Here is a 25,988-nt window from a genome sequence, read left to right as displayed (position 1 = left end):
AATTCCTTCCCCTGGCCTTGCTTCCCGCTCAGCCGAGCCAGTTGCGCACCGCCGCCCGGATGAAGGCGATATCCTGCGGATTGCCGATCGGATTGCCGGCGCGGTGCCCCCAGATGCTGGGGATGGGGCTGAGCTGCGCGTGCCGCAGGAAGGGCAGCTCGGCCTCGTTGTCGGCGGTGCGGAAGTAGAGGTCGGTCGCCCCCGGCATCAGCAGCACGCGGGCCTCGATGGCGCGCAGCGCCTTCTCCAGGTCGCCCCCGTAGAGCGGATTGGCGCTGATGTCGCCGGCATTCCAGCAGCGCAGCTGGGCATACAGATTGGCAGCGTCGCGCGCCAGGTAGCGCTCCTCCCAGCCGGTCAGGAAGCTCTCGAGGTCCGGCGCGCCGGAGGTCGAGAGATGCAGCCCGGCGCGGTAGAAATCCTGGCTGAGCGCCCAGCCCGCATAGATCCGGCCGAAGGCGCGCAGCGCCGCGACGGGCGGCGCCGAGAAGCGGCCCTGGCCGATATGCTCCGGCGCCGCTTCCAGCACCGCCAGCAGGGAGCGGAGGAACACCTGGTTGTGGATGGCGGTGCGGGCGCTGCCGCAATTGACCACCACGGCGCCGACGGCCTTGGGGAAGCAGGCGGCCCAGTGATAGGCCTGCTGCGCGCCCATCGACCAGCCATAGACGGCGTGCAGCCGCTCGACCCCGAAGACCTCGCCGATCAGCCGCCGCTGGGCGTGGACATTGTCCCAGGCGGTGACCAGCGCGGGATAGTCCGGCGTGTTCGACGGGCTGGAGGAGAGGCCGTTGCCGAACATGTCGACCTGCAGGATGCAGAAGCGGGCCGGGTCGAGGATGCCCTCCGCCCCGATCAGCCATTCGAGCTCGGGATGCTGCGCGCCATAGCTGGTCGGATAGAGCACCAGATTGTCGCGCGCCGCGTTCAGCCTGCCGTGGCGCTTCCAGCCGAGCGTGGCGCCGGCGATGCGGCCGCCCTGCAGCACCGGAAAGTCGCCGAGGGCGAAGCGGCCGGTTTCGCTGCTCACGGTCTCGCCGGTCATGCCATGCCTCCGGTGGTGCTGGACGGATCGCCGGCGCGCAGCCGGAGGCCGGGGCGCAGGTGGCGGAAGGGCAGTGTCGAGGGATCGGCGATCACCGGGCCGGGCGCGGCCGCGACGATGATCCGCTCGGCGATCGGGGCGTAGTCGGCGCGGAAATGCACCGAGGATTTCAGCGCCACGATCGGGCAGCCGGCAGGGTCCACACCCAGATGCCGCAGGATCGCCTGGTCATAGGCCTGGGTCTTGCGGCTGGCGACCATGACGCGGATGCCGGGAGCGAATTCCAGCAGCGTGCAGGGGCCGAGCCGCGCCCGGTTGCCCTGCCCCATCGGCCCGGTCAGGACGAAATCGCCATCGCCCAGCGCCAGCACCCGCGCCCGGCCGCGGAACGGCACCCCGTCCGACTTGCCGCCCAGCGCCAGGTCGAGCTCCGCCCCCTGCCCCGCGGCATGGGCGGCGGCGGCGGAGTCCGCGTCGTTGATCAGGCAGAGCACGGCGCCGCGCGCGCCCTGCGCCACCAGCTCGGCCAGCAGGCCGGTGGTGTCGGCATGGCCGCCGCCACCGGGATTGTCCTGGGTGTCGGCGATGATCACCGGCCGCCGCGCGCCCATCGCCGATTGCAGCGCCAGCGCCACCGCCTGCTTCACCGGCATGGCGTCGGGGGTGAATTTCTTCTCGGAAGCCTCGAGCAGCGCGGCCAGCTCGGCGGTCGCCGCCTCGGCCTGCGCCAGGGTCTCCGCATGGCAGGAGATGGCGACGCCACAGTCAGGAAAATCGGCATAGGGGAAGCCGAAGCAGAAGCCGAGTTCGGCCACGCCATGCTGGTCGGCGATGGCGGCGCGGGCGGCCATGATGCCCTGCATCGGCTCGGCCATGGTGCATTGCGCGCCGAGGCCCATCCAGTAGTCGATCTGGCGGAACACCTTCTCCCACGGCATGCCGCGGGCGATGCGCGCCAGCAGCAGTTCCGCCGTGCGGGCGCCGGTCTCGCGCTTGTCGACATGCGGATAGGTGCGATAGGGCACCACCACATCGCTCGCCGCCACCATCGCCGCGGTCAGGTTGGCATGCGGGTCCAGGCTGATGGCGACCGGCACATCGGGGCCCAGGATGCGGCGCAGCCGGATCAGCAGCTCGCCCTCGACATCGGGGATGCTGTCGGCCAGCGCCGCGCCATGCAGGTCGAGATAGACGCCGTCCAGCGGCCCCTCGAGCAGCGCGTCGGAAACATCGGCCAGCAGCATGGCGGCGATGCGCTCGAAGGCGGCATCCTCGATCGGCCCGGCCGGCATGGCCAGGCACCAGAGCAGCGGGATCTGCGTGGCACCCGCCGCCGCCAGCACCGGCATGGCGCCGGCCAGCGCGGTCTGGGTGCCATCCAGCGCCGCCGGCAGGCCAGGGCCCCGGGTCAGCGGCGGGAAGCCGCCGGGGCGCTGGAAATCGGCGAAGACGGTGGGCTGCGGCGCGAAGGAATGCGTCTCGTGCTGGAAGCCACCGATGGCGATGCGGAGCGGCATGCGGGTTCCTCAGGCTGCAACCCCTCCCATTGAGCAGATCGCGGCGCCCGGGTCGAGGGGGGGGCCGGATCGGCAAGGCTGGCGGCGGCGATGCCAGAGGCTATGCTGCGCGCCATGCCGGACCTCGCCGCCTATGCCGGCCTCTTCCTGGCGGCGCTGCTGGCCGCCTCGCTGCTGCCCGCCCAGTCGGAGGCGGCGCTGGCCGGGCTGCTGCTGACCGGGCGCTATTCCGTGCCGCTGCTGCTGCTGGTGGCGACCGCCGGCAATGTGCTGGGCTCGCTGCTGAACTGGTGGCTGGGGCGGCAGATCACCCGCTTCCAGCACCGCCGCTGGTTCCCGGTCGGCCCCGCGGCGCTGGCGCGGGCGCAGCGCTGGTATCGCCGCGCCGGCCGCTGGTCGCTGCTGCTGAGCTGGCTGCCGCTGGTCGGCGACCCGCTGACGTTGGTCGCCGGCACGCTGCGCGAGCGGCTGCTGCCCTTCCTGATCCTCGTCACCCTGGCCAAGGGCGGCCGCTACCTGGTGCTGGCCTGGGTGACGCTGGGCTGGGGCTGATCCGCCAGCCGGTGGATCAGGCCTCCTCGACGCCGCACCAGCCGGCGACGAAGGCGGCGATGGCGCGGGTGGTGTCGCGGATCGAGGCGATCTCGACTCGCTCGTTGAAGCCGTGGATCTGCTCGGCGCGCGGGCCGTAGCAGAAGGCCGGGATGCCGTAGAAGCGCGTGTAGAAGCGGGCATCGTTAAGCCCGGTGCCGGCGCGGCTGGCCAGCGGCCGGTCGGTCACGGTCGCATGGGCGGCACGCAGCATCTCGACCGGCGCCTCGGCCTTCTCCAGCACATAGCCGTGGCTGAGATAGCCGGACCAGACCAGCTCCGGCGGGTTGTTGGCCAGGAAGGGATCGGTCTGCGCGGCGGCGCGGACGCAGGCCTCGATCTCGCGCTGGCAGGTGGCGACGTCCCAGCCGGGCAGGATGGCGATGCGGCAGTCGAGGTCGCACCAGGCCGGCACGCTGGAGGCCCAGTCGCCACCGCGGATGATGCCCGGGTTGAAGTTGATCGGGCGCGGGATGCTGGCGTAGTGCGGGTCGGATTCGGCGCGCCTGTTCCACTCGGCTTCGAGGCCCTCGAGCCCGCCGATCAACCGATAGGCGGCCTTGATGGCATTCGACCCGGTGCCGGCATAGGCGACATGCACGGGGACGCCGCGCACCTTCAGGCGGAACCAGAGGACGCCGACGCAGACATCGGTGATGGTGCCGGCGCTGGGCTCGGGCAGCAGGGCGCAATCGGCGCGGTAGCCGCGCTGCAGGGTGGAGAGGGCGCCGACGCCGGTGCTCTCCTCCTCGATCACCGACTGGAAATGCAGCCGGCCCTTCAGCTTCAGCCCCGCCGCCTGCAGCGCGTCGACCGCATAGAGCGCGGCGATGGTGCCGGACTTCATGTCGCCGGCGCCCCGGCCATGCATCCAGCCGTCGCGGATGACGGGGGCGAAGGGCGGCGTGTCCCACATTTCCAGCGGGCCGGCGGGGACGACATCGCAATGGCCCTGCAGGATCAGCGAGCGCCCGGTCTCCTGCGCCGGGCGCAGCGTGCCGACGACGGTGCGGGCCCTGGAGAAGTCATGCTCGATGACGCCGCAATCGGGCAGCGGCTTCAAATCCTCCATGTCGATCTGCCAGTCATCGACCGTGTAGCCGCGGGCGCGCAGCAGGTCGGCCATCATGTCCTGCGCCGGGCCCTCGGCGCCGCGGGTCGAGGGGATGGCGGAGAAGCGCAGCGTGGTGTCGATCTGCGCGTCGAAATTCCGATCCACCGCGGCGGCGATGCGGGCGGCAAGGGCGGGGTCGATCATGCGGCAAGCCTCCTGGGATGCAGGAGCCTTGCAGAGTTTCTCCCAGATGATCAGGGGAGGATTGGCCAGCGCCGGCCAAGAGCCTGAAAAATACACCGCTTCCGGCGCGGGGTGGCGCCGGCAGCGGGGCACCGCGCGAGTCGCCGCATCGCTCTGCGATTCCCGGCACCTCGGAAGGAGGTGCCGGGAGGCCAGCGGATCAGCGGTTGTTCGCCTTCCGCCATGCCGCGAAGACTTCCAGATTCGACTCATCCGTCGGCGGATAGAGCCCCAGGATGCTCTGTCCCCCGCGCACCTTCTCAGTAACAAAGTCCTCGAAGGCGGTCATCTCGGTCGCCTCGTCGGCGATCTCGTCCGCCAGATGCGCCGGGATGATGATGACGCCGTCGGAATCGCCCACCACCACGTCGCCCGGGAAGACCGGGGCATCGCCGCAGCCGATCGGCACGTTGATGTCGATCGCCTGGTGCAGGGTCAGGTTGGTCGGCGCCGAGGGGCGGCTGTGATAGGCCGGCATGTCCAGCGTGGCGATCTCGGCCGAATCACGGAAGCCGCCATCGGTGACGACGCCGGCGACGCCGCGCTGCTGCAGCCGGGTGACCAGGATGCCGCCGGCCGAGGCCGCCCGCGCATCCTTGCGGCTGTCCATCACCAGCACGGCGCCGGGCGGGCAGTCCTCGACCGCCTTGCGCTGCGGATGGGCGCGGTCGCGGAACACCGAGAGGTTGTTCAGGTCCTCGCGCGCCGGCATGTAGCGCAGGGTGAAGGCCTCGCCCACCATGCTCTCGCTGCGCTCGCGCAGCGGGCGGACGCCCTGCACCATCTGGTTACGGAAGCCGCGCTTGTAGAGGGCGGTCGCGAGCGTGGCGGTGCTCACCTGCTTCAGCTTGTCACGGGTCTCGGGGCTCAGGGCCATGGTCTTGTCTCGATCTGGCAGCGGTTCGGAGGAGGCGCGCGGCCGGCCTGCGGCCGGCCGCGACAGACAGGAAGATCAGTAGATGGCGGGCTCGGGCACCGGCGCGCCGAAATCGGTGCGCAGGAAGTCGAAGTCGCAGCCCTCGTCGGCCTGCTGGATGTGCTTGGTGAAGACCCAGCCATAGCCGCGCTCGAAGCGGACCGGCGGCGGCACCCAGGCGGCGCGGCGGGCGGCGAGCTCCTCCTCCGAGACGCGCATGTTGATGGTGCGCGCATCGACATCGACCTCGACGATGTCGCCGGTCTTCAGCAGGGCGAGCGGCCCGCCGATATAGCTCTCGGGCGAGACATGCAGGACGCAGGCACCGTAGCTGGTGCCGGACATGCGCGCATCCGACAGCCGCAGCATGTCGCGATGGCCTTCCTTCAGCAGCTTCTTCGGCATCGGCAGCATGCCCCATTCCGGCATGCCCGGCCCGCCCTGGGGGCCGGCGTTGCGCAGCACCAGGACATGGTCGGCGGTGACGTCGAGATTCTCGTCCTCCACCGCCTTCTTCATCGAGGGATAGTCGTCGAAGACCAGCGCCGGCCCGGCATGCTTGAGGAACTTCTGGTCCATCGCCGCCGGCTTGATGACGCAGCCGCTCGGCGCCAGGTTGCCGGTCAGCACGGCGAGCGACCCCTCGCCATAGATCGGCTTGTCCAGCGGGCGGATGACGTCGTCGTTATAGACCTTGGCGTCGGCGATGTTGTCTCCCAGCGTCTTGCCGGTGACGGTGATGCAGCTCAGGTCCAGGTGCTCGCGGATGACGCCCATCAGGCCCTTGATGCCGCCGGCGTAGAAGAAATCCTCCATCAGGTAGGTGCTGCCGGAGGGGCGCACATTGCCGATGACGGGGACCTTGCGGCTGTAGCGCTCGAAATCCTTCAGGCCGATATCCTGGCCGGCGCGGCGGGCCATGGCGATCAAATGGATGATCGCATTGGTCGAGCAGCCCATGGCCATGGCGACGGCAATGGCATTCTCGAAGGCGGCATGGCTCTGGATGCGGGCCGGGGTCAGGTCCTCCCACACCATTTCCACCACCCGCCGGCCGCTCTCGGAGCAGAGGCGGATGTGGTTGGCATCGGCCGCCGGGATCGAGGAGCCGCCCGGCAGCACCATGCCCACCGCCTCGGCGATCGCCGTCATGGTGCTGGCGGTGCCCATGGTCATGCAGGTGCCGTGGCTGCGGGCGATGCCCTTCTCGACGCCCAGCCAGTCCTGCTCGGTGATCTTGCCGGCGCGCAGCTCATCCCAGTACTTCCAGGAATCCGAGCCGGAGCCCAGCACCTTGCCGCCCCAGTTGCCGCGCAGCATCGGCCCGGCGGGCACGAAGATCGCCGGGATGTTCATGCTGGTCGCGCCCAGCAGCAGGCCCGGCGTGGTCTTGTCGCAGCCGCCCATCAGCACGGCGCCATCGACGGGGTGGGAGCGCAGCAGCTCCTCCGTCTCCATCGCCAGCATGTTGCGGTACATCATGGTGGTCGGCTTGACGTAGCTCTCCGAGACCGAGATCGCCGGCAGTTCGACCGGGAAGCCGCCGGCCATCAGGATGCCGCGCTTCACATCCTCCACCCGCTGCTTGAAGTGGGTGTGGCAGGGGTTCAGGTCGGACCAGGTGTTGATGATGGCGATGACCGGCTTGCCGGTCCATTCCTCGGGGGAATAGCCCATCTGCATGGCGCGCGAGCGGTGGCCGAAGGAGCGCAGATCGGCCGGGCCGAACCAGCGGGCCGAGCGCAGCTCGGCCGCCGTCTTGCGGGGCGGGGGAACAGAGGACATGGGCAGGGTCCTTACAGTCTCGCGGATCTCAGTGCCGGCCCAGCGCGCCGTCGAGGCGACGCCAGAGGCCGAGGGGATTGCCGTCGCGCAGCGCCTCGGGCAGCAGGGCCGCGGGCAGGTCCTGGTAGCAGACCGGGCGCAGGAAGCGGCCGATGGCCAGCGTGCCGACCGAGGTGCTGCGGCCGTCCGACGTGGCCGGGAAGGGCCCGCCATGCACCATGGCGTGGCAGACCTCGACGCCGGTGGGCCAGCCATTGGCCAGGATGCGGCCGGCGCGGCGCTCCAGCGTCGGCAGCAGGGCGCGGGCAGCCTCGGTATCGGCCTCGACCAGGTGCAGGGTGGCGGTCAGCTGGCCTTCCAGCTTTTCGGCCAGGGCCTGCATCTCGGCCAGGTCGCGGCAGCGCAGGATCAGGCTGCTGGAGCCAAACACCTCTTCCTGCAGATGCGGATCGGCCAGGAAGTCGGCGGCGCTGGCGCTGAACAGCGCGGCGCTGCCGGTGCAGGCCTTGGCCGCCTGGCCCTCGGCCAGCCTGGTCACGCGGCTGCTGCCGGCGAGCTGGGCGGTGCCGCGCTCATAGGCCTGCAGGATGCCGGGCGTCAGCATGACCTGCGGCGCCGCGGCGCTGACCGCCTCGGAAGCGGCGGCGATGAAGCGCTCCAGCGCCGGGCCCTCGACCGCCAGCACCAGGCCGGGATTGGTGCAGAACTGCCCGGCGCCCATGGTGAGCGAGCCGACGAAGGCCTTGCCCAGGGCCTCGGCCTTCTCTTCGAGGGCGGCCGGCAACAGGAAAACAGGATTGATGCTGGACATCTCGGCATAGACCGGGATGGGCTCCGGGCGCTCGGCCGCGGTCTTCATCAGCGCGGTGCCGCCGGCGCGCGAGCCGGTGAAGCCCACCGCCTTGATGCGCGGATCGGCGACCAGCCCCTGCCCGACCACGGCGCCCGAGCCGAACAGAAGCGAGAAGACGCCCTCGGGCAGGCCGCATTTCGCGACCGCCGATTGCAGCGCGCGGCCGACCAGCTCCGAGGTGCCGGGATGCGCCGAATGCGCCTTGACGATCACCGGGCAGCCGGCGGCGAGCGCCGCCGCCGTGTCGCCGCCGGCCACCGAGAAGGCGAGCGGGAAGTTCGAGGCGCCGAAGACCGCGACCGGGCCGAGCGGGATGTTGCGCAGCCGCAGGTCGGCGCGCGGCAGCGGCTGGCGCTGCGGCAGGGCCGGGTCGATGCGGGCCTCGAGGAAGGAGCCCTCGCGCAGCGTCGCGGCGAAGAGGCGCAGCTGGCCGACGGTGCGGCCACGCTCGCCCTCGATGCGGCCGCGCGGCAGGCCGCTCTCGGCGCAGGCGCGCTCGACCAGCTCGTCGCCGATGGCCAGGATCGCCTCGGCGCAGGCCTCGAGGAAGGCCGCGCGGGTCTCCAGGCTGGTCTCGCGATAGGTGTCGAAGGCGGCCCAGGCGAGCGCGCAGGCGCGCTCCACCTCGGCCGCCGAGCCGCCGCCGAAGCCGGGCTCCAGCTTCTGGCCGGTCGCCGCCTCGACGGCATGGATGGGGCGGTCGCTCCCGCGGAGCGCCGTGGCGCCGATCAGCATTTCGCCGGTGATGGTCATTGGTTTCTCGTCCGTTCCTGGCGGCGCCAGTCTGCCCAGTCGTCGGAGGTCATACAACCTCCCCCACCCACTCGTGCTCGGCCGCGCCGCCCCAGCGAGGGCGGCGCCACCGACAAAACTATTCGATGCGGATCTGGGCCTTGCGGGCGACCTCGCCCCAGCGCGTCGTCTCGGCGGCGACGAAGCTGCGGAAATCATCCGGGGTGCTGCCGACGGCGGTGATGCCGAGCTCGCTCAGCCGCGTCGCCACCTGCGGCGCCTTCAGCGCGGCGACCGCCTCCTGGTGCAGCCGGGCGATGATCGCCGGCGGCACCGCGGCGGGGGCGAAGAAGCCGTGCCAGGACAGGCTCTCGAAGCCGGGCACGCTGTCGGCGATGGCCGGGATCTCGGGGGCGGCGGCGTTGCGCTCCTTCGAGGTGACGCCGAGGATGCGCAGCTTGCCCTCCTTGTGGAAGGGCAGCACCGAGGAGAGGTTGTCGAAGGCCATCGGCACCTCGCCGGTCAGCAGCGCCGTGGTCACCTGGCCGCTGCCGCGATACGGGATGTGCTCGATCGTGGTGCCGGTCATCTGCGCGAAGAGCGAGCCGGCCAGATGCACCGAGGTGCCGACGCCGGAGGTGGCGAAGGAGGTCTCGCCGGGCTTGGCCTTCAGATAGGCGATCAGCTCCGGGATGCTCCTGGCCGGGAAATTGTTGGTCACCGCCAGGGCATTGGGCTGCGCCGCCAGCTGGGTGATCGGCGCGAAGTCCTTCTGCACGTTGTAGGGCAGCGACGGGTAGATCGACGGGTTGATGGCGTGGCTGCTGATGGTGCCGAGGCAGAAGGTATAGCCGTCGGGCGTCGCGCGGGCGCAGGCCTCGCTGCCGATATTGCCGCCGGCGCCGGCGCGGTTCTCGACCACCACGGGCTGGCCCAGGGCCTTGCTCATGCCCTGGCCGACCAGGCGGGCGATGGTGTCGGAGGTGCCGGCGGAGAAGGGCACGATCAGCCGGATCGGCTGGTTCGGGTAGCTGGCCTGGGCGAAGGCGGCGCGGGGCAGCAGGCCAGCGAGGCCGGAACCGGCGAGCAGCGCGGCGGCGCCACGGCGGGAGAGGCGAAGCATGCGAGGGCTTCCTTGATGGTGCCGTTGTCCGGCACGGGCTTGCTTGGACGTCGACGGCACAGGGACCGCCTGGGCGCAAAACTGATATATTAGATTTTTCCAGTCAAGCGGCCGCTTTCCGGTCCCCGCCCCCTTTGCTAAGCAGCGGGACGACGATGCCCGATGCCGAAGCCCCCCCTGTCCTGGAGCGCGACCCCGCTGGCCCGGCGCGGCCGGAAGACGCGCTGCCGAGCTTCGGCCGCCGCCCCTCCGCCGCCGAATTCGCCTATGAATCGCTGCGCGAGGCGGTGATCTCGCTGGCCCTGCCGCCCGGCGCTGCGCTGTCCCGCGCTGCCCTGGCCGCCCGCTTCGGCACCAGCCAGACGCCGGTGCGCGAGGCCATCATCCGGCTGCAGGCGGAAGGCCTGGTCGAGGTGGTGCCGCAATCCGCCACCCGCGTCGCCCGCATCGACCTGGCCAGCGCCCGCGAGGCCAGCTTCCTGCGCCTGGCGCTGGAGCTGGAGATCGTCCGCCGGCTGGCCGCCGCGCCCGAGGCACCGGAGCTGGCCGCCACCTTGCGGCAGGAGCTGGCCCGGATGCGCGACCGCCTGGCGGCCGGCGACCCGCCCGGCTTCACCGCGGCCGACGAGGCCTTCCACGCGGCGCTCTATGCCGCCGCCGGCGTGCCCCGCCTGCACGAGCTGGTGCGCAGCCGCAGCGGCCATCTGGACCGCCTGCGCCGCCTGCACCTGCCGAGCCCGGGCAAGGCCGAGGCGGTGATGCGCCAGCACGAGGCCCTGGCCGAGACGATCCTGGGCGGCGACCCGGCGGCGGCGGCGGCGCATCTGCAGCAGCACCTGTCGGGCACCTTCGCGGAAGTCGAGCGGATCAGGGGGGCGTTCCCGGCGTTCTTCTGAGGGGAAGATTCCGGAGATCGCCCCGGGGGAATTCAATCCCCGAGCCTGTCCCTGCCTTGCCCTCCCCCTTCTCTTCCCCCTGAATGCCCCGGCATGAGGACGAGGAGATCCCGATGAACGGCATGGTGGTCGCCGCCCAGCCCGAGGCGGCGGAAGCGGGTGTCGAGGTATTGCGGCGTGGTGGCAATGCGGTGGATGCCGCGATCGCCTGCGCCTTCAGCCAGGGCGTGGTCGATCCGCAGATGTGCGGCATCGCCGGCTTCGGCGCCATGCAGATCTGCCTGCCGCGGCAGGGCGTGCACACGGTGCTGGAGTTCTTCGCCCGCGCGCCCCTGGCCGCCACGCCCGACATGTGGGCGCGGAAGTTCATCGGGCAGTCTCGCGACGGCTTCGTCTTCCTGCTCGACGACCAGAGCAATGATTGCGGCTATGGCGCCATCGGCGCGCCGGGCAATGTCGCCGGCTATTGCGAGGCGCTGTCGCGCTTCGGCACGCTGCCGCTGGCCGAGGTGATGCGGCCGGCGATCGACCAGGCGCATCGCGGCGTCATGGTGCGGCCCTACATGCACTACTACTGGGCGATGGACCATGGCGGCGACGGCCAGGTCAATGTCGAGGACAAGCTGCGCTTCAGCGAGACCGGGCGGCAGGTGTATTTCCGCCCCGATGGCCGGATGAAGAAGCCGGGCGAGATCCTGCGCAACCCGGAGATGGCGCGCACCCTGGAGCGGCTGGCCGAGGGCGGCGCCGAGAGCTTCTATCGCGGCGCGCTGGCGGCCGAGATGGTCGCCGACCTCGAGCGCGGCGGCAGCCTGCTGCGCGCCGAGGATTTTGCCCAGTACCGCGTCAAGGAGAAGGCGCCGGTCTGGGGGCGCTATCGCGGGCACCGCATTGCCAGCAACCCGCCGCCGGCCGGTGGCGGCTCGCTGCTGGAGCTGCTGCAGATCCTCGAGCATTTCGACCTGGCCAGCCTGCCGCACAATGGCCCGGAGCATCTGCGCATCCTGGCCGAGGCGATGAAGTGGATGACCATCGACCGCGACGCGCATATGGGCGACCCGGATTTCGTCGATGTGCCGCTGGACCGGCTGCTCTCGGCCGAGCACGCGGCGGGGCTGGCGGCGCGCATCCGCGCCGGCGAGAAGGCGCATGTCATCCGCGCGGAAGAACCGAAGGACCCGCCGGACACCACCGTCGTCTGCGTCATCGACCGCGACGGCAATGCGGTCTCGCTGACGCACACGCTGGGCATTCCCTCGGGCGTCATCACCCCGGGACTGGGCTTCATGTACAATGGCTGCATGAGCGGCTTCGACCCGCGGCCGGGGCGCGCCGCCTCGATCGCGCCGGGCAAGAGCCGCGCCAGCGCCATGGCGCCGACCATGCTGTTCGAGGGCGACCGCCCCAGCCTGGTCCTCGGCGCGCCCGGTGGCACCTATATCGTGCCGGCCATCGCCCAGGCGCTGATGAATGTCGTCGATTTCGGCATGAGCATGAGCGACGCGGTGGCGGCGCCGCGCATCGTGGCGCTGAGCGACACCATCGATGTCAGCAACCGCATCCCGCATGGCGTTACCGCCGCGCTGGAGGCGATGGGCTACCCGGTCGCGCGGTCCTACCAGAGCCATGCCTTCGGCGCGGCGCATGGGCTGCTGGTCCGGGACGGCGTCATCACCGGCGGCGCCGATCCGCAGCGCGACGGCATGGCGATGGCCGTCTAGCGCCGCGCTGCCCTTGGCGGGGCGACCGGGCGGCGGCAGGATGGCGGGGCGCGCGCCGCGCCATCCTGCCGGGCGCCTGATCCAGGAACGCCGGAAGCATGCTGAACCCCGAAGGCCGCGTCGTCATGCTCTCCGGCGCCAATCGCGGCATCGGCCGCGCGGTGCTGGACCGCCTGCTGGCCGCCGGCTGCACCGTCAGCGCCGGGCTGCGCGACCCCTCCCGCCTGCCGCAGCATGCCAGTCTGTCGCATGCCCGCTACGACGCCGAGAAGCCCGGCAGCGCCGAGGCCTGGGTCGAGGCCACGCTGCACCGGCACGGCCGCATCGACGCGCTGGTCAATGCCGCCGGCATCAATCCGCGCGGCACGCTGTTCGACACGGATGAGAGCGTCTTCGACACCAGCTGGACGGTCAATGCCAAGGGGCCGATGCGCGTCATCCGCGCCGCTTGGCCGCATCTGGTCGCCTGCGGCAGCGGGCGCGTGGTCAATATCGCCTCGCTATCGGGCAAGCGCGTCAAGAACGACAACCTCGCCTATGCCATGAGCAAGTTCGCCGTCATGGCCCTGACCCAGGAGGTGCGCCGTGCCGGCTGGGACAGCGGCATCCGCGCCACCGCGCTCTGCCCCGGCTTCGTCGACACCGACATGACCGCGCATGTCACCCGGACGCCGCGCAGCGCCATGTCGCGCCCCGAGGACATCGCTGCCCTGGTGGAGACCGTGCTGCACCTGTCCAACAACGCCACCGTGGCCGAGCTGCTGGTCAATTGCCGGCATGAGGAGCTGGTGTGAGGCGGCGGCCGGGCGCCGCCGCCGCGGCGCTTGGCAAGGGCCGCCACCCCGCCTAGGCTCCTCGGCCAAGGACCGGTCGAGAGTCCCCGGGAGCATGCCGTCCATCGCCCTGCCGCCTCGCGCGGCGCCGCGGCCTGGCGCGGGGGCCGGGGGCCCGGCGGGCCACCCACAGCGAAAGGCTGCCCGTGCCATGCCCTTGCCCGCCGCGCTGCAGAACCGCCTGGCCATCCCCGCCGTCGCCGCGCCGATGTTCCTGGTCTCCGGCCCCGATATGGTCGTGGAGACCTGCAAGGCCGGCGTGCTGGGCACCTTCCCGACGCTGAACCAGCGCAGCACGGCGGCCTATGTCGACTGGCTGCAGGAGATTGCCGCCCGGCTGGCGGCGCTGCCGGCCGCGGCGCCTTTCGGCGTCAACCTGATCGTCCACCGCAGCAACAAGCGGCTGGAGGCCGATCTGCAGGCCACCGTCGAGAACCGGGTGCCGCTGGTGATCACCTCGCTCGGCGCGGTGAAGGAGGTGGTGGAAGCGGTGCATGGCTATGGCGGGCTGGTGTTCCACGACGTCATCAACCTGCGCCATGCCGCCAAGGCGGCCGAGGCCGGGGTCGACGGGCTGATCGCCGTCTGCAACGGCGCCGGCGGCCATGCCGGCACGCTGAACCCCTTCGCCTTCCTGACCGAGCTGCGGCAGATCTTCGACGGCACGCTGCTGCTGGGCGGCTCGATCGGGCATGGCCGGCAGGTCGCGGCGGCGCAGCTGATGGGGGCCGACCTGGCCTATATCGGCACCCGCTTCGTCGCCACCGCCGAGAGCATGGCGCCGCCGGACTACAAGCAGATGGTGCTGGAGGCCACGGCCAAGGACATCGTCTATACGGCGGCGATCAGCGGGGTGAAGGCGAACTTCCTGCGCGCCTCGATCGCCGCGGCGGGGCTGGACCCGGACAATCTGGACGAGGGCGCCGGGGTGAACCTGTCCGACCACGAGAAGCGGCCGTGGAAGAACATCTGGTCGGCCGGCCATGGCGTCGGCAGCATCCACGACGTGCCGACCATCGCGGCGCTCTGCGCCCGGCTGATCGAGGAGTATCGCGCCGTCGCCCCGCGCGCCCTGCTGGCCGAGGCCGCCAACTGACCGGGCCGATGGGCCCGTCCCGGCGTCCCGCCGTGATGCCCTGATATCCTGCCTGCAGGGCGCTGGCCCAAAAACCGCCGTTGATCAGAAAAAAGATGGGGGTGCGGGGGAATTCATTCCCCCGCCCTGCCTGTCTTCCCGGCCCCTCACTTCGTCCCGTAGAGCCGATCCCCCGCATCCCCCAGCCCCGGCCGGATATAGGCGTGGTCGTCGAGTTCCCGGTCGATGCTGCAGGTGAAGACCGGCACATCTGGATGCGCCTCGGTCAGCACGTCGAGGCCGACGGGCGCGGCGAGCAGGCAGGCGAAGCGCAGCTGGTCGGCGCCGGCCTGCTTCAGGCGGGAGAGCGCTGCGGCGGCGGAATGGCCGGTGGCCAGCATCGGATCGACCACGATGACCAGGCGGTCGGCGATGTCGTCGGGCAGCTTCAGGTAGTATTCTACCGGCACCAGCGTCGCCGGGTCGCGGTAGAGGCCGATATGGCCGACGCGGGCCGAGGGGACGAGGTCCAGCATGCCCTCCATGATGCCGTCGCCGGCGCGCAGGATGGAGACGATGCAGAGCTTCTTGCCGGCCAGGATCGGCGCCTGCATCGGCTCCAGCGGGGTCTCGATGGCGGTCTCGGCCAGCGGCAGGTCGCGGGTCAGCTCATAGGCCATCAGCAGGCTGATCTCGCGCGCCAGGCGGCGGAACTCGCCGGTCGAGGTCTGCTTCTGCCGCATCAGCGTCAGCTTGTGCTGCACCAGCGGGTGCCGGATGACGGTGACGGCGCGCGGGGCGTCGGGCATGGGCGTTCGGGCTTTCAGGGTCGGAAGAGGCAGGGTCAGAAGACAGTGCCGTCGCTGGCGACGGTCAAAGGTGGGGCGCCGTCGGGGCGCAGCTCGCGGGCGATGCGGCGGCCGGCGGCCCAGCTGCCGCCCTCCAGCACGCGGGCCAGCGGCAGGGAGGCGGCATCCAGGCCGAGCCGGTCGCGCACCGCCCCGGCCAAGCGGTCGAGCAGCGCCACGGTCAGCGCGCGCCATTCAACGATGGCCGGGTGGTCGACGGGCAGGCTTTGCCGCGAGAGGCCCGGGTCGCGCAAGCCCAGCAGGCCAAGATCCAGGAACAGCCCGCCATTGCGGTATTCCGGCAGGCCGGTCAGCGCGTCGAGGGCGAGCACGGGGATGCCGGCCTCCTCCAGCACCTCGGCCAGCGAATAGCTCATCCATTGCGACAGCTTGTGGAACGGCACCAGCCCCTGGCCCGGGCCGCCGGGCGCGGCCAGCGGATGGTGCCAGACATCGCCGAGATTCTCGCCATGCAGGGTCAGGCGCTGCGGCCAGACCGGCGCCAGGGCCTCGAGCAGCAGGGCCAGGATCCGCTCCGCCGGCAGGCCGCGCGGCCGCGCCTCGGCGGCGAGGACATCGAACAGCCCGCCCGGGCGCGGCGCCGTCGCGCCGAAGCAGTCCGGCGCGGCGCGCAGCGCGGCGCCGAGGTTGCGCATCAGCGCGGCGCGGCCCTCCAGCCCGGCCAACGGGTTCCGGTCGGAATGCTGGAAGGCATGGCCCAGCCGCGCGCTATCGAGGCTTTCCAGCGCCTCGGCATCGACGCGCAGCGGGTCGGCGGGATCGGCGGAGAAAAGGCCTTGGGCGAAGGCCTCCAGGCTGGCGACGCCGAGCCCCTCTGAGCGCGCCAGCACCTGCCCGCCGGCGTCGCAATAGCGCCATTGCGGCCCGGCGCCGGCATCCAGCAGCACCGCGACGACGGCCAGGTCGAAGCGGCGCCGCGCGATTTCGGTTGGCGGCTCGCCCGCCAGCCTCGCCGCCAGCATTCCCCAGCGATCGACGCCGCCCGCGGAAAAATGCCGCCAGCGCGCGTGATAGGGGATGCGCAGGTCCGGGTAGTTCTGCCGGATCGTCGCGACGACATAGTCGGCGACCACCTCCATGCGCTCGGGATGCAGGGAGAAATGCGGCAGCGCGTCCTGCTCGGCCAGGGCGAGCAGCGCCTCGCAGCGGCTGCGGATGCAGGCGGGCTGGCGCAACAGGGCGACGGTCGGGTGGCTGCGCGTCGCCAGGCTCACAAGCCGCGCCCCTTGGCGACCGCCAGCTCCGCCGCATCGGGGACGTGGTCCGAGAAATAGCCGGCGGCCTTCTTGGCATCCATCTCGACCTGGGCGTCGGGCGGGATCAGCGCCTCCGGGATGGCGATGCGGTCGATGACGGCGATGCCGCTCTGCACAATCGGGGCGAACTTCATGTTGCTCATCGAGACCAGGCGGTCGATGCGGGTGATCCCCAGCCAGTGCAGCACATCGGGCATCAGCTCCTGGAAGCGCATGTCCTGCACGCCGGCGACGCATTCGGTGCGGGCGAAATAGGCCTCGGCGCGGTCGCCGCCCTCCTGCCGCTTGCGCGCGTTGTAGACCAGGAACTTGGTCACCTCGCCCAGCGCCCGGCCCTCCTTGCGGTTGTAGACGATGACGCCGACGCCGCCTTCCTGCGCCATGCCGATGCAGGCCTCGATGCCATGCGCCAGATAGGGGCGGCAGGTGCAGATGTCGGAGCCGAAGACGTCCGAGCCGTTGCATTCGTCATGGATGCGGCAGGCGATCCGGGTCTCCGCCTGGCCGAGCTTTTCCGTGTCGCCGAACAGGTAGACCGTCATGCCGCCGATCGGCGGCAGGAAGACCTGTAGGTCGGGGCGGGTGACCAGCTCGGGGAACATGCCGCCGGTCTGCTCGAACAGATGGCGGCGCAGCTCGGTCTCGCCGATGCCGAAGCGGGCGGCGACGCCGGGCAGGTACCAGACCGGCTCGATGGCGATCTTGGTGACGCGGGCATCGCCATTCGGCAGCAGCACCTCGCCATCGGCGCGGAGGCGCCCCTCCTGCATCGCCGCGGTCAGCTCGGGCATGTTGATCCGGGCGCGGGTGACGGCGATGCTCGGCCGCACATCCAGGCCGCTGCCGGCGAAGAGCTCCGGCGCCAGATGGCCGAAGGGATCGATCGAGACGATCTTCTGCGGATCGCCCCAGGCGGGGAAAGGACCGATGGCGCTGGCCGGGCGGGTGTTGTGGAAATCCGGCCGGTGATCCGCCTTCAGCTGCCCGGCAGCGACGGCCAGGGCGCGGTACAGCGCATAGGCGCCGGAATGGGTGCCGATGGCGTTGCGCGCCGCCGCGTCCTGCAGCGTCGCCACCACCGGGCCGCGCCGCAGCGGATCGGCCGCCCCCCAGTGCAGCGCCGGCGCCCCCTTCGCCGCCCCCCGCTGCGGATGCGAGGTCAGGATGATCGGCCGCGGGATCGGACCATTGCCGCGCAGCCTGTTGAGCGGCAGGGCGTCGGCGGAGGGAGCGGGCACGCCAGGCGGGGTCAGGCCAGTCATGGTTGCAGGACAACCTCCGGCAGCGCGCCGGGCCGGGATGACCCAGCGGCGGGCTTGGTGCGGCAGCGGAAGAAGGCTAGGGTTATGTTGACCGTCCGGTCAAGCTTTCCTGCGCTGCCTGGAGATGCCTCGATGGACCATCGCCCCCCGGACCATCGCCCCTTGGACCATCGCCTCCTGGGCCGCCGCGCCCAGCAGCGGCAGCAGCGCCGGGCGCAGATCCTGGCGGCCGCCGAGCAGGTCTTCGCCGCCGCCGGCTTCGAAGGCGCCAGCATGGCGGCGATCGCGGGCGCGGCGGGGCTGCCGAAAGCCAATCTGCATTATTATTTCGGCACCAAGGAAGCGCTCTACGCGGCGCTGCTGGAGGAATTGCTGCAGCTCTGGCTCTCGGCCACCGAGGCGATCCGCCCGGAGAGCGAGCCGGCCGCGGCGCTGGAGGCCTATATCCGCGCCAAGATGGCCTGGTCGCGCCGCCGCCCGCAGGCCTCGAAGCTCTTCGCCAACGAGGTGCTGCGTGGCGCGCCACTGCTCTCGGCACATCTGGCGGGCGGCCTGCGCGAGCTGGTCGAGGCGAAATCCGCCGTGCTGCGCGGCTGGATGGCGGAGGGCCGCATGGCCGCCGTCGAGCCGCGCCACCTGTTCTTCGCCATCTGGGCGATGACGCAGACCTATGCCGATTTCGAGACGCAAATCCGGCTGGTGCTCGACGTGCCCGCACTGGGCGAGGCGGAATTCGAGGCGGGCGTCGCCACCGTGCTGCGCCTGGTGCTGGGGGGCTTAGCGCTCAGAGCGTGATCGGCTGACCATGCGGCGTGCGCGCCGCCGCCGCTTCCCAGGCCAGGCGCCGCTGCTCCAGCGCCTCGCCGGCGACGATGTCCTTCTCTGTCACGATGCGTTCCAGCGCCGCCAGCCAGTGCTCGTAATAGGGGCGCTCGGCCGAGGCGATCTCGGCGCCCAGGCATTGCGCCCATTCGCCCCAGGTGAAGCAGCCGGCCTCGTGCAGGGCGAGCGTCATGGCGAAGGCCTGCGCCTCCCAAGGGGCGGCGAAGACCGGGCCCTCCGCATCCTGCGGCAGGCCGGGCAGGTCGCGCGGATTGTCACAGGCCGACAAGATAGGACTCCCAGGCATCGATGGAGACTTCCAGCGTCGGATCGGCGCCCTCGCCCCAGAGTTCCTCGCCGGTGAAGCGGAGGGTGTAGAGCCATTGCGGCGCCTCGCCGCCGCCATGCGCATGGCTGTCGGGGAAGACGAAAACGCCGCGCACCGCCTCGACCACGCCCTCGCGGCCGCGGGCATAGCGCGGCAGCCGGGTGTGATGCGCCGTGTTGAAGCGGCGGGTGCGCACCCGCTCGCCGACGGCGAAGCGCGCCGGCGCGGTGGCGGGGCGGTCATAGGGCGTGCCGCGGGCGAGCGCGGCATCGACCTGGCCGGCGGCCAGCGGCGTCACCGGCTGGCCCGGCCCCTGGGCGCGGCCGTCGCGGATCTCGTCCGGCGTCACCAGACCGGCCTGCAGCAGCAGCTTCTCCAGCCCCTTCACCCAGATCTCGTAGTAGCTGGAGGTCAGGTACTCGCCCGGCGGCAGCGTCTCCCGCGCATGGCGCGAGATGTCGATGTTCCACCGGCCCAGGGCGCCCGCCGCCAGGGTGACGGCCAGTGCCCGCTTCTCCCATTCGCCATGGAAGATCTCCGCCTCGGGTTCCGGAATGACGCGGCCGAAGCCCATCATGCCGCCGAGATCCTGGGCGCCGTTCATGGCGCGGCGTCCTGCGGCGCGCGGGCGAGCGCGGTGCCGATCATGGAATCGCGGCTGACCAGGCTGGCCAGGCGTTCGGCGTCCCAGCCCTCGGTGCCGGCGGGGCGGGCGGGGATCACCAGGTAGCGCGTCTCGGCGGTGGAATCCCAGACGCGGATGCGCGTCGTCTCCGGCAGGGTCAGGCCGAAATCGGCCAGCACGCCGCGCGGGTCGATCACCGCGCGCGAGCGGTAGGCCGGCGCCTTGTACCAGGTCGGCGGCAGGCCGAGCACCGGCCAGGGATAGCAGGAGCAGAGGGTGCAGACGACCAGGTTGTGCGTGTCGGCAGTGTTCTCCACCGCCACCATGTGCTCGCCCTGGCGGCCGCTGAAGCCCATCGAATGGATCGCCGCCGAGGCGTCGCGGCGCAGCCAGGCGGCGAAGTCCGGCTCGGTCCAGGCGCGGGCGACGACGGCAGCGCCGTTGCGCGGCCCGATCCGCTTCTCGTAGGTCTCGATCAGCCGGTCGAGCGCGGCGGGCTCGGCATAGCCCTTCTCGACCAGCAGCGATTCCAGCGCGCGCACGCGCAGCTCGATCGGCGAGAGCTCGCTGCCATGATCGTGCGCGTGATCATGGTGATGTGGCGCATGATCGTGATGATGGTCGTGGTCGTCGTGCATGGCGTCACCCCCCGCTCGATCGGCGAAGGTTCCGCCCTCGCGGCCCGCCGGTCAAGCGGGGGCCGCGCCAGGGCGGGCACGGCGCCCTGGTGGCGCGGCGTGCCGCCGGGGACCGAAAGGTCCCCGGCTCGTCGTCAGCGCGCGCGGTGGACGCCCGTCACAGGCGACCGCGCGCCGGGCGTCACTCGCCCAGCTTTTCCTTGAGGTCCTTGGCCGGCTTGAACTTCACCGACTTGGACGCAGCGATCTCGACCACCGCGCCGGTGGCCGGGTTGCGGCCCTGGCGGGCGGCGCGCTGGCTGACGGCGAAGCTGCCGAAGCCGGCGAGACGGACTTCGCGGCCCTCGCCAAGCGCATCGCCGAGCGTGGCCAGCACGGCCTTCAGCAGGGCGTCAGCCTGGGTCTTGGGCAGGCTGGTGGCGGCGGCAGCGGCGTCGACCAGGTCCTGGCGGCTGAGCGGGCGGGTTTCTTCGGTCAAAAGGCGAACTCCACGAAAACAGGAAGACGGGGCAGCAGAGACACATTCCGCCCGGCCCGGTCAAGCGCGCCGGCGGCACGGCGGCGGCTCTGATAGCGGCAAGGAATGCAAATGGCTACATTGTCATGCGGAAAAGCCGCTGCGGCGCCCTGCATCGCCGCGCCGTCGCACCGCCCGGCGCCTGCCGGGCGGCGCTGCCGGGGTTCAGACGAAGCCGGGCTGCGGCACCTTGTGCTCGCGGATCCAGTTCTCGGTGTGAACGATATCCTCGAGCGAATGGATGTCGAGGCAGCCTTCGGTCAGATAGGGCTTGATGCGCTGGCCCATGCAGACCCAGGGGCCCTGGCCGTCCGGATCGCGGATGGCGCTGGCGCGCAGCGCCCAGATCGAATGGTCGAAGAAGTAGCAGGCCGGCAGGTCCTGGCGGTTGGCCGAGACCCGGTCCATGCCCGGCACGAAGGGCTTCAGGATACCGTCGGCGGTGACACCCTTGCCGCGCAGCGGGTGGTATTCCGCCTTCTCATGGCAGGGCACCACGGCGGAGAGGCTGGGGTCTTCCAGCAGCCCGTCGATGCAGGCATCGATGATCGCCTCGGTGATGGTGCCGACATTGGCATGCTGCACCACGACGATATCGGCCGGGCCGTCCTGCTCGATGATGTCGAAGGCATGGCGGACGGCGTCGCAGCTCTGCGCCGTGGCGCTGGCCAGCGCGTCGGGGCGGCGGATCTGGACGTAGCCGGCCTGGCCGGCGGTCGCCAGGATCTTGTCGTCGTCGCTGCTGATGTAGTAGCGGCCGATATGCCGGCTGCGCACCGCGGCGGCGGCCGCCCAGTGCAGCAGCGGGGCGCCGAGCACCGGCAGGATGTTCTTGTCGGGCAGCGAGCTGCCGCCCCGGCCGATCATCAGGGCCACGATGCGCTTATTCATTGCCTTCCCCTGGCTTTCTCTCAGAGCATCGCCGCGCCCGGTCGCCAGGGCGCGGCGCCGTGCTTACTTGCGGAAGTACTTGTGGTGCTCGCTGGCGTTGACGCGCTTCTCCTCGGTGCCGAGGATCAGCTCGGTCTCGCGGATGGCGTCGACATATTCCTTGAACTTCGGGGTGGTCAGGTCGACCGCCACGGCATCGAAATGCGCCCATTCGGTGTTGCCGAGCTTGACGTGCTTCTCGACCATCCGCGCCCCGGCGGCGACCGCGAGGGACGAGGCCTTGGCGCCGAAATCATGGCTGGAATAGGCCGGCACGATGCGCGGATTGCTGCGCGCCAGCACGTCGTAATGCCGCACCACCGCGACGTTGCAGTCGTTCAGCGGCGTCGGATAGGCCGAGTTCGCCTGCATCAGGTAGAGCTTCTCGCAGCGCGTGAAGGTCTCCAGCACCCATTTCTCGTAGACCGTGTCGGTCATGCCGGTCGAGAGCACGATGCCCTTGTCGTAGTTGCCGGCGACGAAGCCCAGATAGTCGGTGTGCTCGGAAATGGTGGAGGGCAGCTTCACCAGCTCCGGGCTGAACTGCAGCATGAACTCGAAGGAGGGCTGGTCCAGCACCGAGGCGAACCAGCGGATGCCGAGGCTGCGGCAGAGCTGGTCGACATAGGCGAAGTCGTCGGCGGAGAGCTCCAGCGCGTGGCGGTAGTCGCCGAAGGTCTTGCCGAAGGGCGAGCGGTAGGCGCTGGCCAGCTGCTCGGCGCTGTAGAAGCTCTCGACGTCGCGCTTCTGCAGCTTGACATAGTCGGCGCCGGCTGCAGCGGCGGCGCGGATCATCCGTTCCAGCCGGTTGCGGTCGCCGAAATGGTTGGTGGTGATCTCGGCGATGACGGCGACCAGGCTGTCGCGCGGCGCGCCGGAGGTCTCGCCCAGGATCTCGCGGTTCAGCGCATCGGCGGAGAGCGCGCTGAAGGCGCGGTCGCCGACATGCTTCACCGTCAGCGGGCTGTTCTGCAGGAAGTAGAGGGTGTTGAGGAAATAGAATTCCTGCAGCGAGATGCGCGCCTGCCGCTCATCGGCGACATGCGGGGCGAAGTCGGTCGCGATCTGGTGGCTGTAGCCGCGCTCGGCGGCGAAGTCGAAGCCGACCATGTAGACGGTCTGCGGCCGGCCGCGCTGCTCGGCGATCAGCCGCGCCAGCTTCAGCGCCGAGAGGAACAGGATGTCCTCGATGCCGAAATCGTCGGTCATGAAGCGCTGCATGACCAGGTCGGAGGATTCCTGGGTCAGCAGGTAGTGCGGCGCGCGCACCACCTGCCGGCCCGGCGCCGTGAAATCGGTCGAGGTGATGTAGAGCTGCGAGCGGTAGCCCGCCTCGGCGATGCCCTGCTTCACCCAGTCGGCATGGAAGATGCTGATGTCGACGGGCACGATGCGCTCGGCATCGTTCAGCCCGATCACCAGCGAGGAAGACAGCACCTCCGGCCGCACCAGGTCGGCCGAGGGCCCCTTACCCAGGATGAAGATCGTGTCGGTGGAGTATGTCGACGCGATACTTGCGACCGGGCTCAAGAAGGCTTCCATCGAAAATCTCTCCATCGACCTTGACGTCGCAACCATGTTCCAGGGCCAGCATCAGCCCGGGCAGCAGATCCCAGGCATAGGCGCCCTTGGGATTGCTGAAGCGGCGATAGGCACCGCGCACCACATTGTAGAGGTTGTACACCGCGCAGCCCATGATGCGCGATTCCACCTCGCCGCGCATCTGCTCGAGGATCTGCTCGGAGAAGGAGGAGGAGAAGCCGGTGATGCGCGAGCGCACCTTCTGGATCGGCTCGCCGGTGATCATCCGCTCGCCGAGCTCGGGCAGCAGCAGCATCGAGCCCAGATGCTGCCCCGCCCGCCACAGCCCGAAGGAGACGCCCCATTCCTTCAGCCCGGAACAGAAATTCTCGGTGCCGTCGATCGGGTCGAGCAGCGCCATGTAGGTGCCGTTGCCTAGCGTGGCCGGGTCGAAGCTTTCCTCGCCGACGAAGGTCAGGTCGTCGATGCGCTCTTTCACGTAAGCGTGAATGAGCTGCTCCAGCATGATGTCGGCCTGGGTCACCGGGCTGCCATCGGGCTTCAGGGTGATGTCGTAGCGCCGTGCCTGGATCTGCGGCATCTCGGCGGCGACGAGCGCGGCAATCCCGTGCAGCAACTCGCGTGTCTGAGGCTCCATGCCGATCCCACTCATGATGACGGGGCAGGGACAGGCCGAGCCGCCGGCGCCTTCGCGCCGCGATCCCCGCCCGTTTACCTGCCCTCTGCGTTGGGCGTGATTGTGCGGGGGCCGGGGGTCCGGCACAAGGGGGGCCATCCGCCGGGGGATGTCCGCCCGGGATGCGGCCCGGCCTTGCTGGGCAAGCCCGGCGCCATGCGCTAATGCCGCGGCAAAGGGCCCGGCGCGGCCCGGATGACGCGATCCTTTCACGAAACACCCCCGGGAGGCGCTGCCCCCCTGCCTGGAGAGACCGGATGGCCCTGGCCCCCCCTAGCCCTGGCGACAGCCTCGCCGCGGCGGCACTGACCGCCGCCCGCCGCACCCTGACCCTGGAGATCGAGGGCCTGGCCGCGCTGCAGGCGGCGCTGGATGGCGAGCTCGGCGCCCGGCTGGCCGAGGCCATCGCGCTGATCCGCGCCAGCCAGGGCCGGGTGATCCTGACCGGCATGGGCAAGTCCGGCCATGTCGGCCGCAAGATTGCCGCGACCCTGACCTCGACCGGCACGCCCTCCTATTTCGTGCATCCCGGCGAGGCCAGCCATGGCGACCTCGGCATGATCCAGGCGGCCGACATCGTCGTCGCCCTGTCCTGGTCGGGGGAGGCGCCGGAGCTCTCCGACATCGTCGCCTATTGCCGCCGCTTCGGGGTCAAGCTGATCGCCATCACCTCGCGCGCCAGCGGCACGCTGGGGCTGGCGGCGGATATCCCGCTGATCCTGCCGGCGATGCCGGAGGCCTGCCCGAACGGGCTGGCGCCGACCACCTCGACCACCATGCAGATCGCGCTGGGCGATGCGCTGGCGGTGGCCCTGCTGTCGCTGCACGGCTTCACCGCCGTCGATTTCCGCAAGTTCCACCCGGGCGGCAAGCTGGGCGCCCAGCTGCGCCGCGCCCGCGACCTGATGCATGCCGGCACCAGCGTGCCGATGGTGCCGCAGAGCGCCAGCCTGGCCGAGGCCATCGTCGAGATGACCGGCAAGCGCTTCGGCATCACCGCCGTGGTCGATGCCGAGGGCCGGCTGGTCGGCGTGGTGACCGACGGCGACATCCGCCGCGCCTTCGAGCACGGCTTCGTCGACCGCCCCGTCGCCGAGGTGATGAGCCGCCGGCCGCGCACCATCGGCCCCGACCTGCTGGCGCTGGAGGCGCTCGGCCTGATGAACGACCTGCGCATCACCAGCCTCTTCGTGCTGGAGGAGGGCCGGCCGGCCGGCATCCTGCACATGCACGACCTGCTGCGCGCCGGCGTCGCCTGACGAGCGCCGGAAGGACGCCGCGCCGCCATGACCATCCTGGCCGTCACCGTCTGGCACCAGCATCCGGACCGGCTGTTCGAGCAGCTGCAGAACTACAACCAGGCCTTCGACGGCGACGTGATGCATTATGTCAACATCAACGCCGAATTCGCCGACAGCTTCGCCTATGCCACCCGCAAGCGCGGCGTCGATTTCTCGCAGATCCCCAATCTGCGCTTCGTGACGCCGCCGCTGCGCACCGCCTGGGCGGTCGTCCTGCATGCCTATCTACAGGCGGTGCTGCAGGCGATGCAGGATCGCGTCGCCTTCGACTATGTCTATTTCCACACCTCCGCCGACCTGATGATCCGCCGCGGCGCCGCGCAGCACATCCGGCAGTTCGATGCCGGGCTCGGCAAGTCCTGGCGCATCCCGGGCAGGCTCGAGGATGGCGAGCTCCGCTTCGAGCGCGAGGGCAGCGACCAGCTGGAGGCGATCCGGCAGGACCCGGCGATGCCGGGCTTCATGGCGGCGAACGGCTTCAAGTCGCTCTACAAATGCCGCGCCGAGGGCAGCTTCTTCCGCCGCGCGCTGTTCTTCGAGGCGATCGCGCCGATGCTGGCGCATTGGAGCCTGGCCGACATGACCCGCCTGCCGGCGGTCTATCCGCAGGAGGAATACCTCCTCGCCACCTGCCTGGAGCACTATGCCCAGCGCAACAGGATCGCCCGCGCGCGCCACCTGGTGCTGACCTCGAAGAACGAGAAGCAGCACGCCACCGTCGAGGAGATCGACGAGGCGCTGCAGGACGCCCAGGTCTTCGGCATCAAGCGCTTCGACCAGAAGGCCGACACCCCGGCGCGCCGTCACGCCCTCGGCCTGGTGGCGGCGGGCTGAGCGG

At 70.8% G+C, this 25,988-nt stretch carries 25 protein-coding genes; 8 read left to right on the top strand and 17 right to left on the bottom strand.

The features are described 5' to 3' along the window. Nucleotides 1-28: 28 nt before the first annotated feature. Nucleotides 29-1,045, bottom strand: coding sequence for an alpha/beta fold hydrolase (locus WFI16_RS08075; RefSeq protein WP_419897305.1), 1,017 nt, complete (start codon nt 1,043-1,045; stop codon nt 29-31). Beyond that, nucleotides 1,042-2,562: a M81 family metallopeptidase gene (locus tag WFI16_RS08070; protein ID WP_419897304.1), complete on the bottom strand. Its 1,521-nt coding sequence runs from the start codon at nt 2,560-2,562 to the stop codon at nt 1,042-1,044. The genes WFI16_RS08075 and WFI16_RS08070 overlap by 4 nt, the downstream gene beginning before the upstream one ends. A 90-nt stretch (nt 2,563-2,652) precedes the next feature. Here WFI16_RS08070 and WFI16_RS08065 point away from each other — a divergent pair, with 90 nt between their 5' ends. Beyond that, the gene (locus WFI16_RS08065; protein WP_442970659.1) at nt 2,653-3,114 is read left to right on the top strand and encodes a YqaA family protein; all 462 of its coding nucleotides are present in this window, start codon (nt 2,653-2,655) and stop codon (nt 3,112-3,114) included. 16 nt (nt 3,115-3,130) lie between these two features. Here WFI16_RS08065 and WFI16_RS08060 read toward each other — a convergent pair whose 3' ends face one another. The 5 genes from WFI16_RS08060 to WFI16_RS08040 form a co-directional block, all read right to left on the bottom strand. After that, nucleotides 3,131-4,411: an ArgE/DapE family deacylase gene (locus tag WFI16_RS08060; RefSeq protein WP_419897303.1), complete on the bottom strand. Its 1,281-nt coding sequence runs from the start codon at nt 4,409-4,411 to the stop codon at nt 3,131-3,133. Nucleotides 4,412-4,610: 199 nt separating this feature from the next. Next, on the bottom strand, nt 4,611-5,327 hold the full coding sequence (locus WFI16_RS08055; RefSeq protein WP_419897302.1) for a ribonuclease activity regulator RraA: 717 nt from the start codon (nt 5,325-5,327) through the stop codon (nt 4,611-4,613). A 75-nt stretch (nt 5,328-5,402) separates the two neighbouring features. Continuing rightward, nucleotides 5,403-7,151: an L-arabinonate dehydratase gene (gene araD, locus WFI16_RS08050; protein ID WP_419897301.1), complete on the bottom strand. Its 1,749-nt coding sequence runs from the start codon at nt 7,149-7,151 to the stop codon at nt 5,403-5,405. Nucleotides 7,152-7,179: 28 nt separating this feature from the next. Beyond that, on the bottom strand, nt 7,180-8,757 hold the full coding sequence (locus tag WFI16_RS08045; RefSeq protein WP_419897300.1) for an aldehyde dehydrogenase (NADP(+)): 1,578 nt from the start codon (nt 8,755-8,757) through the stop codon (nt 7,180-7,182). A 118-nt stretch (nt 8,758-8,875) separates the two neighbouring features. Further along, a complete protein-coding gene (locus WFI16_RS08040) occupies nt 8,876-9,859 on the bottom strand; it encodes a Bug family tripartite tricarboxylate transporter substrate binding protein (protein WP_419897299.1) in 984 nt (327 codons plus the stop codon). Nucleotides 9,860-10,014: 155 nt separating this feature from the next. On the opposite strand from WFI16_RS08040, the gene WFI16_RS08035 reads away from it, so the two are divergent. The 4 genes from WFI16_RS08035 to WFI16_RS08020 all read left to right on the top strand — a co-directional run bounded on the left by WFI16_RS08035 (nt 10,015) and on the right by WFI16_RS08020 (nt 14,405). After that, nucleotides 10,015-10,755 carry a GntR family transcriptional regulator gene (locus tag WFI16_RS08035; protein WP_419897298.1) on the top strand — a complete coding sequence of 247 codons (741 nt, stop codon included), beginning with the start codon at nt 10,015-10,017 and terminating at the stop codon, nt 10,753-10,755. Nucleotides 10,756-10,868: 113 nt separating this feature from the next. Further along, nucleotides 10,869-12,476 (top strand): gamma-glutamyltransferase, encoded by a 1,608-nt coding sequence (gene ggt, locus WFI16_RS08030; RefSeq protein WP_419897297.1) that lies wholly within the window; start codon nt 10,869-10,871, stop codon nt 12,474-12,476. A 98-nt stretch (nt 12,477-12,574) separates the two neighbouring features. Next, nucleotides 12,575-13,270, top strand: a complete 696-nt coding sequence (locus WFI16_RS08025; RefSeq protein ID WP_419897296.1) for an SDR family NAD(P)-dependent oxidoreductase — start codon at nt 12,575-12,577, stop codon at nt 13,268-13,270. Nucleotides 13,271-13,460: 190 nt separating this feature from the next. After that, the gene (locus tag WFI16_RS08020) at nt 13,461-14,405 is read left to right on the top strand and encodes an NAD(P)H-dependent flavin oxidoreductase (RefSeq protein ID WP_419897295.1); all 945 of its coding nucleotides are present in this window, start codon (nt 13,461-13,463) and stop codon (nt 14,403-14,405) included. Between the two features lie 146 nt (nt 14,406-14,551). On the opposite strand, the gene upp is transcribed toward WFI16_RS08020, so the two are convergent. From upp to WFI16_RS08005, 3 genes are read right to left on the bottom strand one after another with little or no spacing between them, the layout of a single operon-like run. Continuing rightward, nucleotides 14,552-15,193 (bottom strand): uracil phosphoribosyltransferase, encoded by a 642-nt coding sequence (gene upp, locus WFI16_RS08015; RefSeq protein WP_419897294.1) that lies wholly within the window; start codon nt 15,191-15,193, stop codon nt 14,552-14,554. 35 nt (nt 15,194-15,228) lie between these two features. Next, nucleotides 15,229-16,467 (bottom strand): DUF1688 family protein, encoded by a 1,239-nt coding sequence (locus WFI16_RS08010; RefSeq protein ID WP_419897293.1) that lies wholly within the window; start codon nt 16,465-16,467, stop codon nt 15,229-15,231. Further along, nucleotides 16,464-17,771, bottom strand: a complete 1,308-nt coding sequence (locus WFI16_RS08005; protein WP_419897292.1) for a GTP cyclohydrolase II — start codon at nt 17,769-17,771, stop codon at nt 16,464-16,466. The genes WFI16_RS08010 and WFI16_RS08005 overlap by 4 nt, the downstream gene beginning before the upstream one ends. A gap of 132 nt (nt 17,772-17,903) precedes the next feature. Here WFI16_RS08005 and WFI16_RS08000 point away from each other — a divergent pair, with 132 nt between their 5' ends. Further along, complete coding sequence (locus WFI16_RS08000; protein WP_419897291.1) at nt 17,904-18,566, top strand: TetR family transcriptional regulator C-terminal domain-containing protein; 663 nt, start codon at nt 17,904-17,906, stop codon at nt 18,564-18,566. On the opposite strand, the gene WFI16_RS07995 is transcribed toward WFI16_RS08000, so the two are convergent. The 7 genes from WFI16_RS07995 to WFI16_RS07965 all read right to left on the bottom strand — a co-directional run bounded on the left by WFI16_RS07995 (nt 18,556) and on the right by WFI16_RS07965 (nt 23,810). Further along, on the bottom strand, nt 18,556-18,882 hold the full coding sequence (locus WFI16_RS07995) for a nitrile hydratase accessory protein (RefSeq protein ID WP_419897290.1): 327 nt from the start codon (nt 18,880-18,882) through the stop codon (nt 18,556-18,558). The two genes, WFI16_RS08000 and WFI16_RS07995, sit on opposite strands and share 11 nt — an antisense overlap. Beyond that, nucleotides 18,869-19,525 carry a nitrile hydratase subunit beta gene (nthB, locus tag WFI16_RS07990; RefSeq protein WP_419897289.1) on the bottom strand — a complete coding sequence of 219 codons (657 nt, stop codon included), beginning with the start codon at nt 19,523-19,525 and terminating at the stop codon, nt 18,869-18,871. The genes WFI16_RS07995 and nthB overlap by 14 nt, the downstream gene beginning before the upstream one ends. Further along, entirely contained in the window at nt 19,522-20,184 is a 663-nt protein-coding gene (gene nthA / locus WFI16_RS07985) for a nitrile hydratase subunit alpha (protein ID WP_419897288.1), read from the bottom strand. The genes nthB and nthA overlap by 4 nt, the downstream gene beginning before the upstream one ends. A 181-nt stretch (nt 20,185-20,365) precedes the next feature. After that, complete coding sequence (locus WFI16_RS07980; protein ID WP_076959866.1) at nt 20,366-20,662, bottom strand: HU family DNA-binding protein; 297 nt, start codon at nt 20,660-20,662, stop codon at nt 20,366-20,368. 204 nt (nt 20,663-20,866) lie between these two features. Beyond that, the gene (locus tag WFI16_RS07975) at nt 20,867-21,592 is read right to left on the bottom strand and encodes an acylneuraminate cytidylyltransferase family protein (protein WP_419897287.1); all 726 of its coding nucleotides are present in this window, start codon (nt 21,590-21,592) and stop codon (nt 20,867-20,869) included. A 63-nt stretch (nt 21,593-21,655) separates the two neighbouring features. Then, nucleotides 21,656-23,161 (bottom strand): N-acetylneuraminate synthase family protein, encoded by a 1,506-nt coding sequence (locus tag WFI16_RS07970; RefSeq protein WP_419897286.1) that lies wholly within the window; start codon nt 23,159-23,161, stop codon nt 21,656-21,658. Then, nucleotides 23,100-23,810, bottom strand: a complete 711-nt coding sequence (locus WFI16_RS07965; RefSeq protein WP_419897285.1) for an inositol monophosphatase family protein — start codon at nt 23,808-23,810, stop codon at nt 23,100-23,102. The genes WFI16_RS07970 and WFI16_RS07965 overlap by 62 nt, the downstream gene beginning before the upstream one ends. Before the next feature lie 296 nt (nt 23,811-24,106). Here WFI16_RS07965 and WFI16_RS07960 point away from each other — a divergent pair, with 296 nt between their 5' ends. Next, complete coding sequence (locus WFI16_RS07960) at nt 24,107-25,108, top strand: KpsF/GutQ family sugar-phosphate isomerase (protein WP_419897284.1); 1,002 nt, start codon at nt 24,107-24,109, stop codon at nt 25,106-25,108. Between the two features lie 27 nt (nt 25,109-25,135). After that, complete coding sequence (locus tag WFI16_RS07955) at nt 25,136-25,984, top strand: hypothetical protein (protein WP_419897283.1); 849 nt, start codon at nt 25,136-25,138, stop codon at nt 25,982-25,984. The last annotated feature ends 4 nt before the right edge of the window (nt 25,985-25,988 follow it).

Origin of the sequence: Roseomonas sp. USHLN139 (assembly GCF_037145735.1) — a bacterium.
Classification (GTDB): Bacteria; Pseudomonadota; Alphaproteobacteria; order Acetobacterales; family Acetobacteraceae; genus Pseudoroseomonas.
This window is presented reverse-complemented; position numbering and strand designations above follow the sequence as displayed.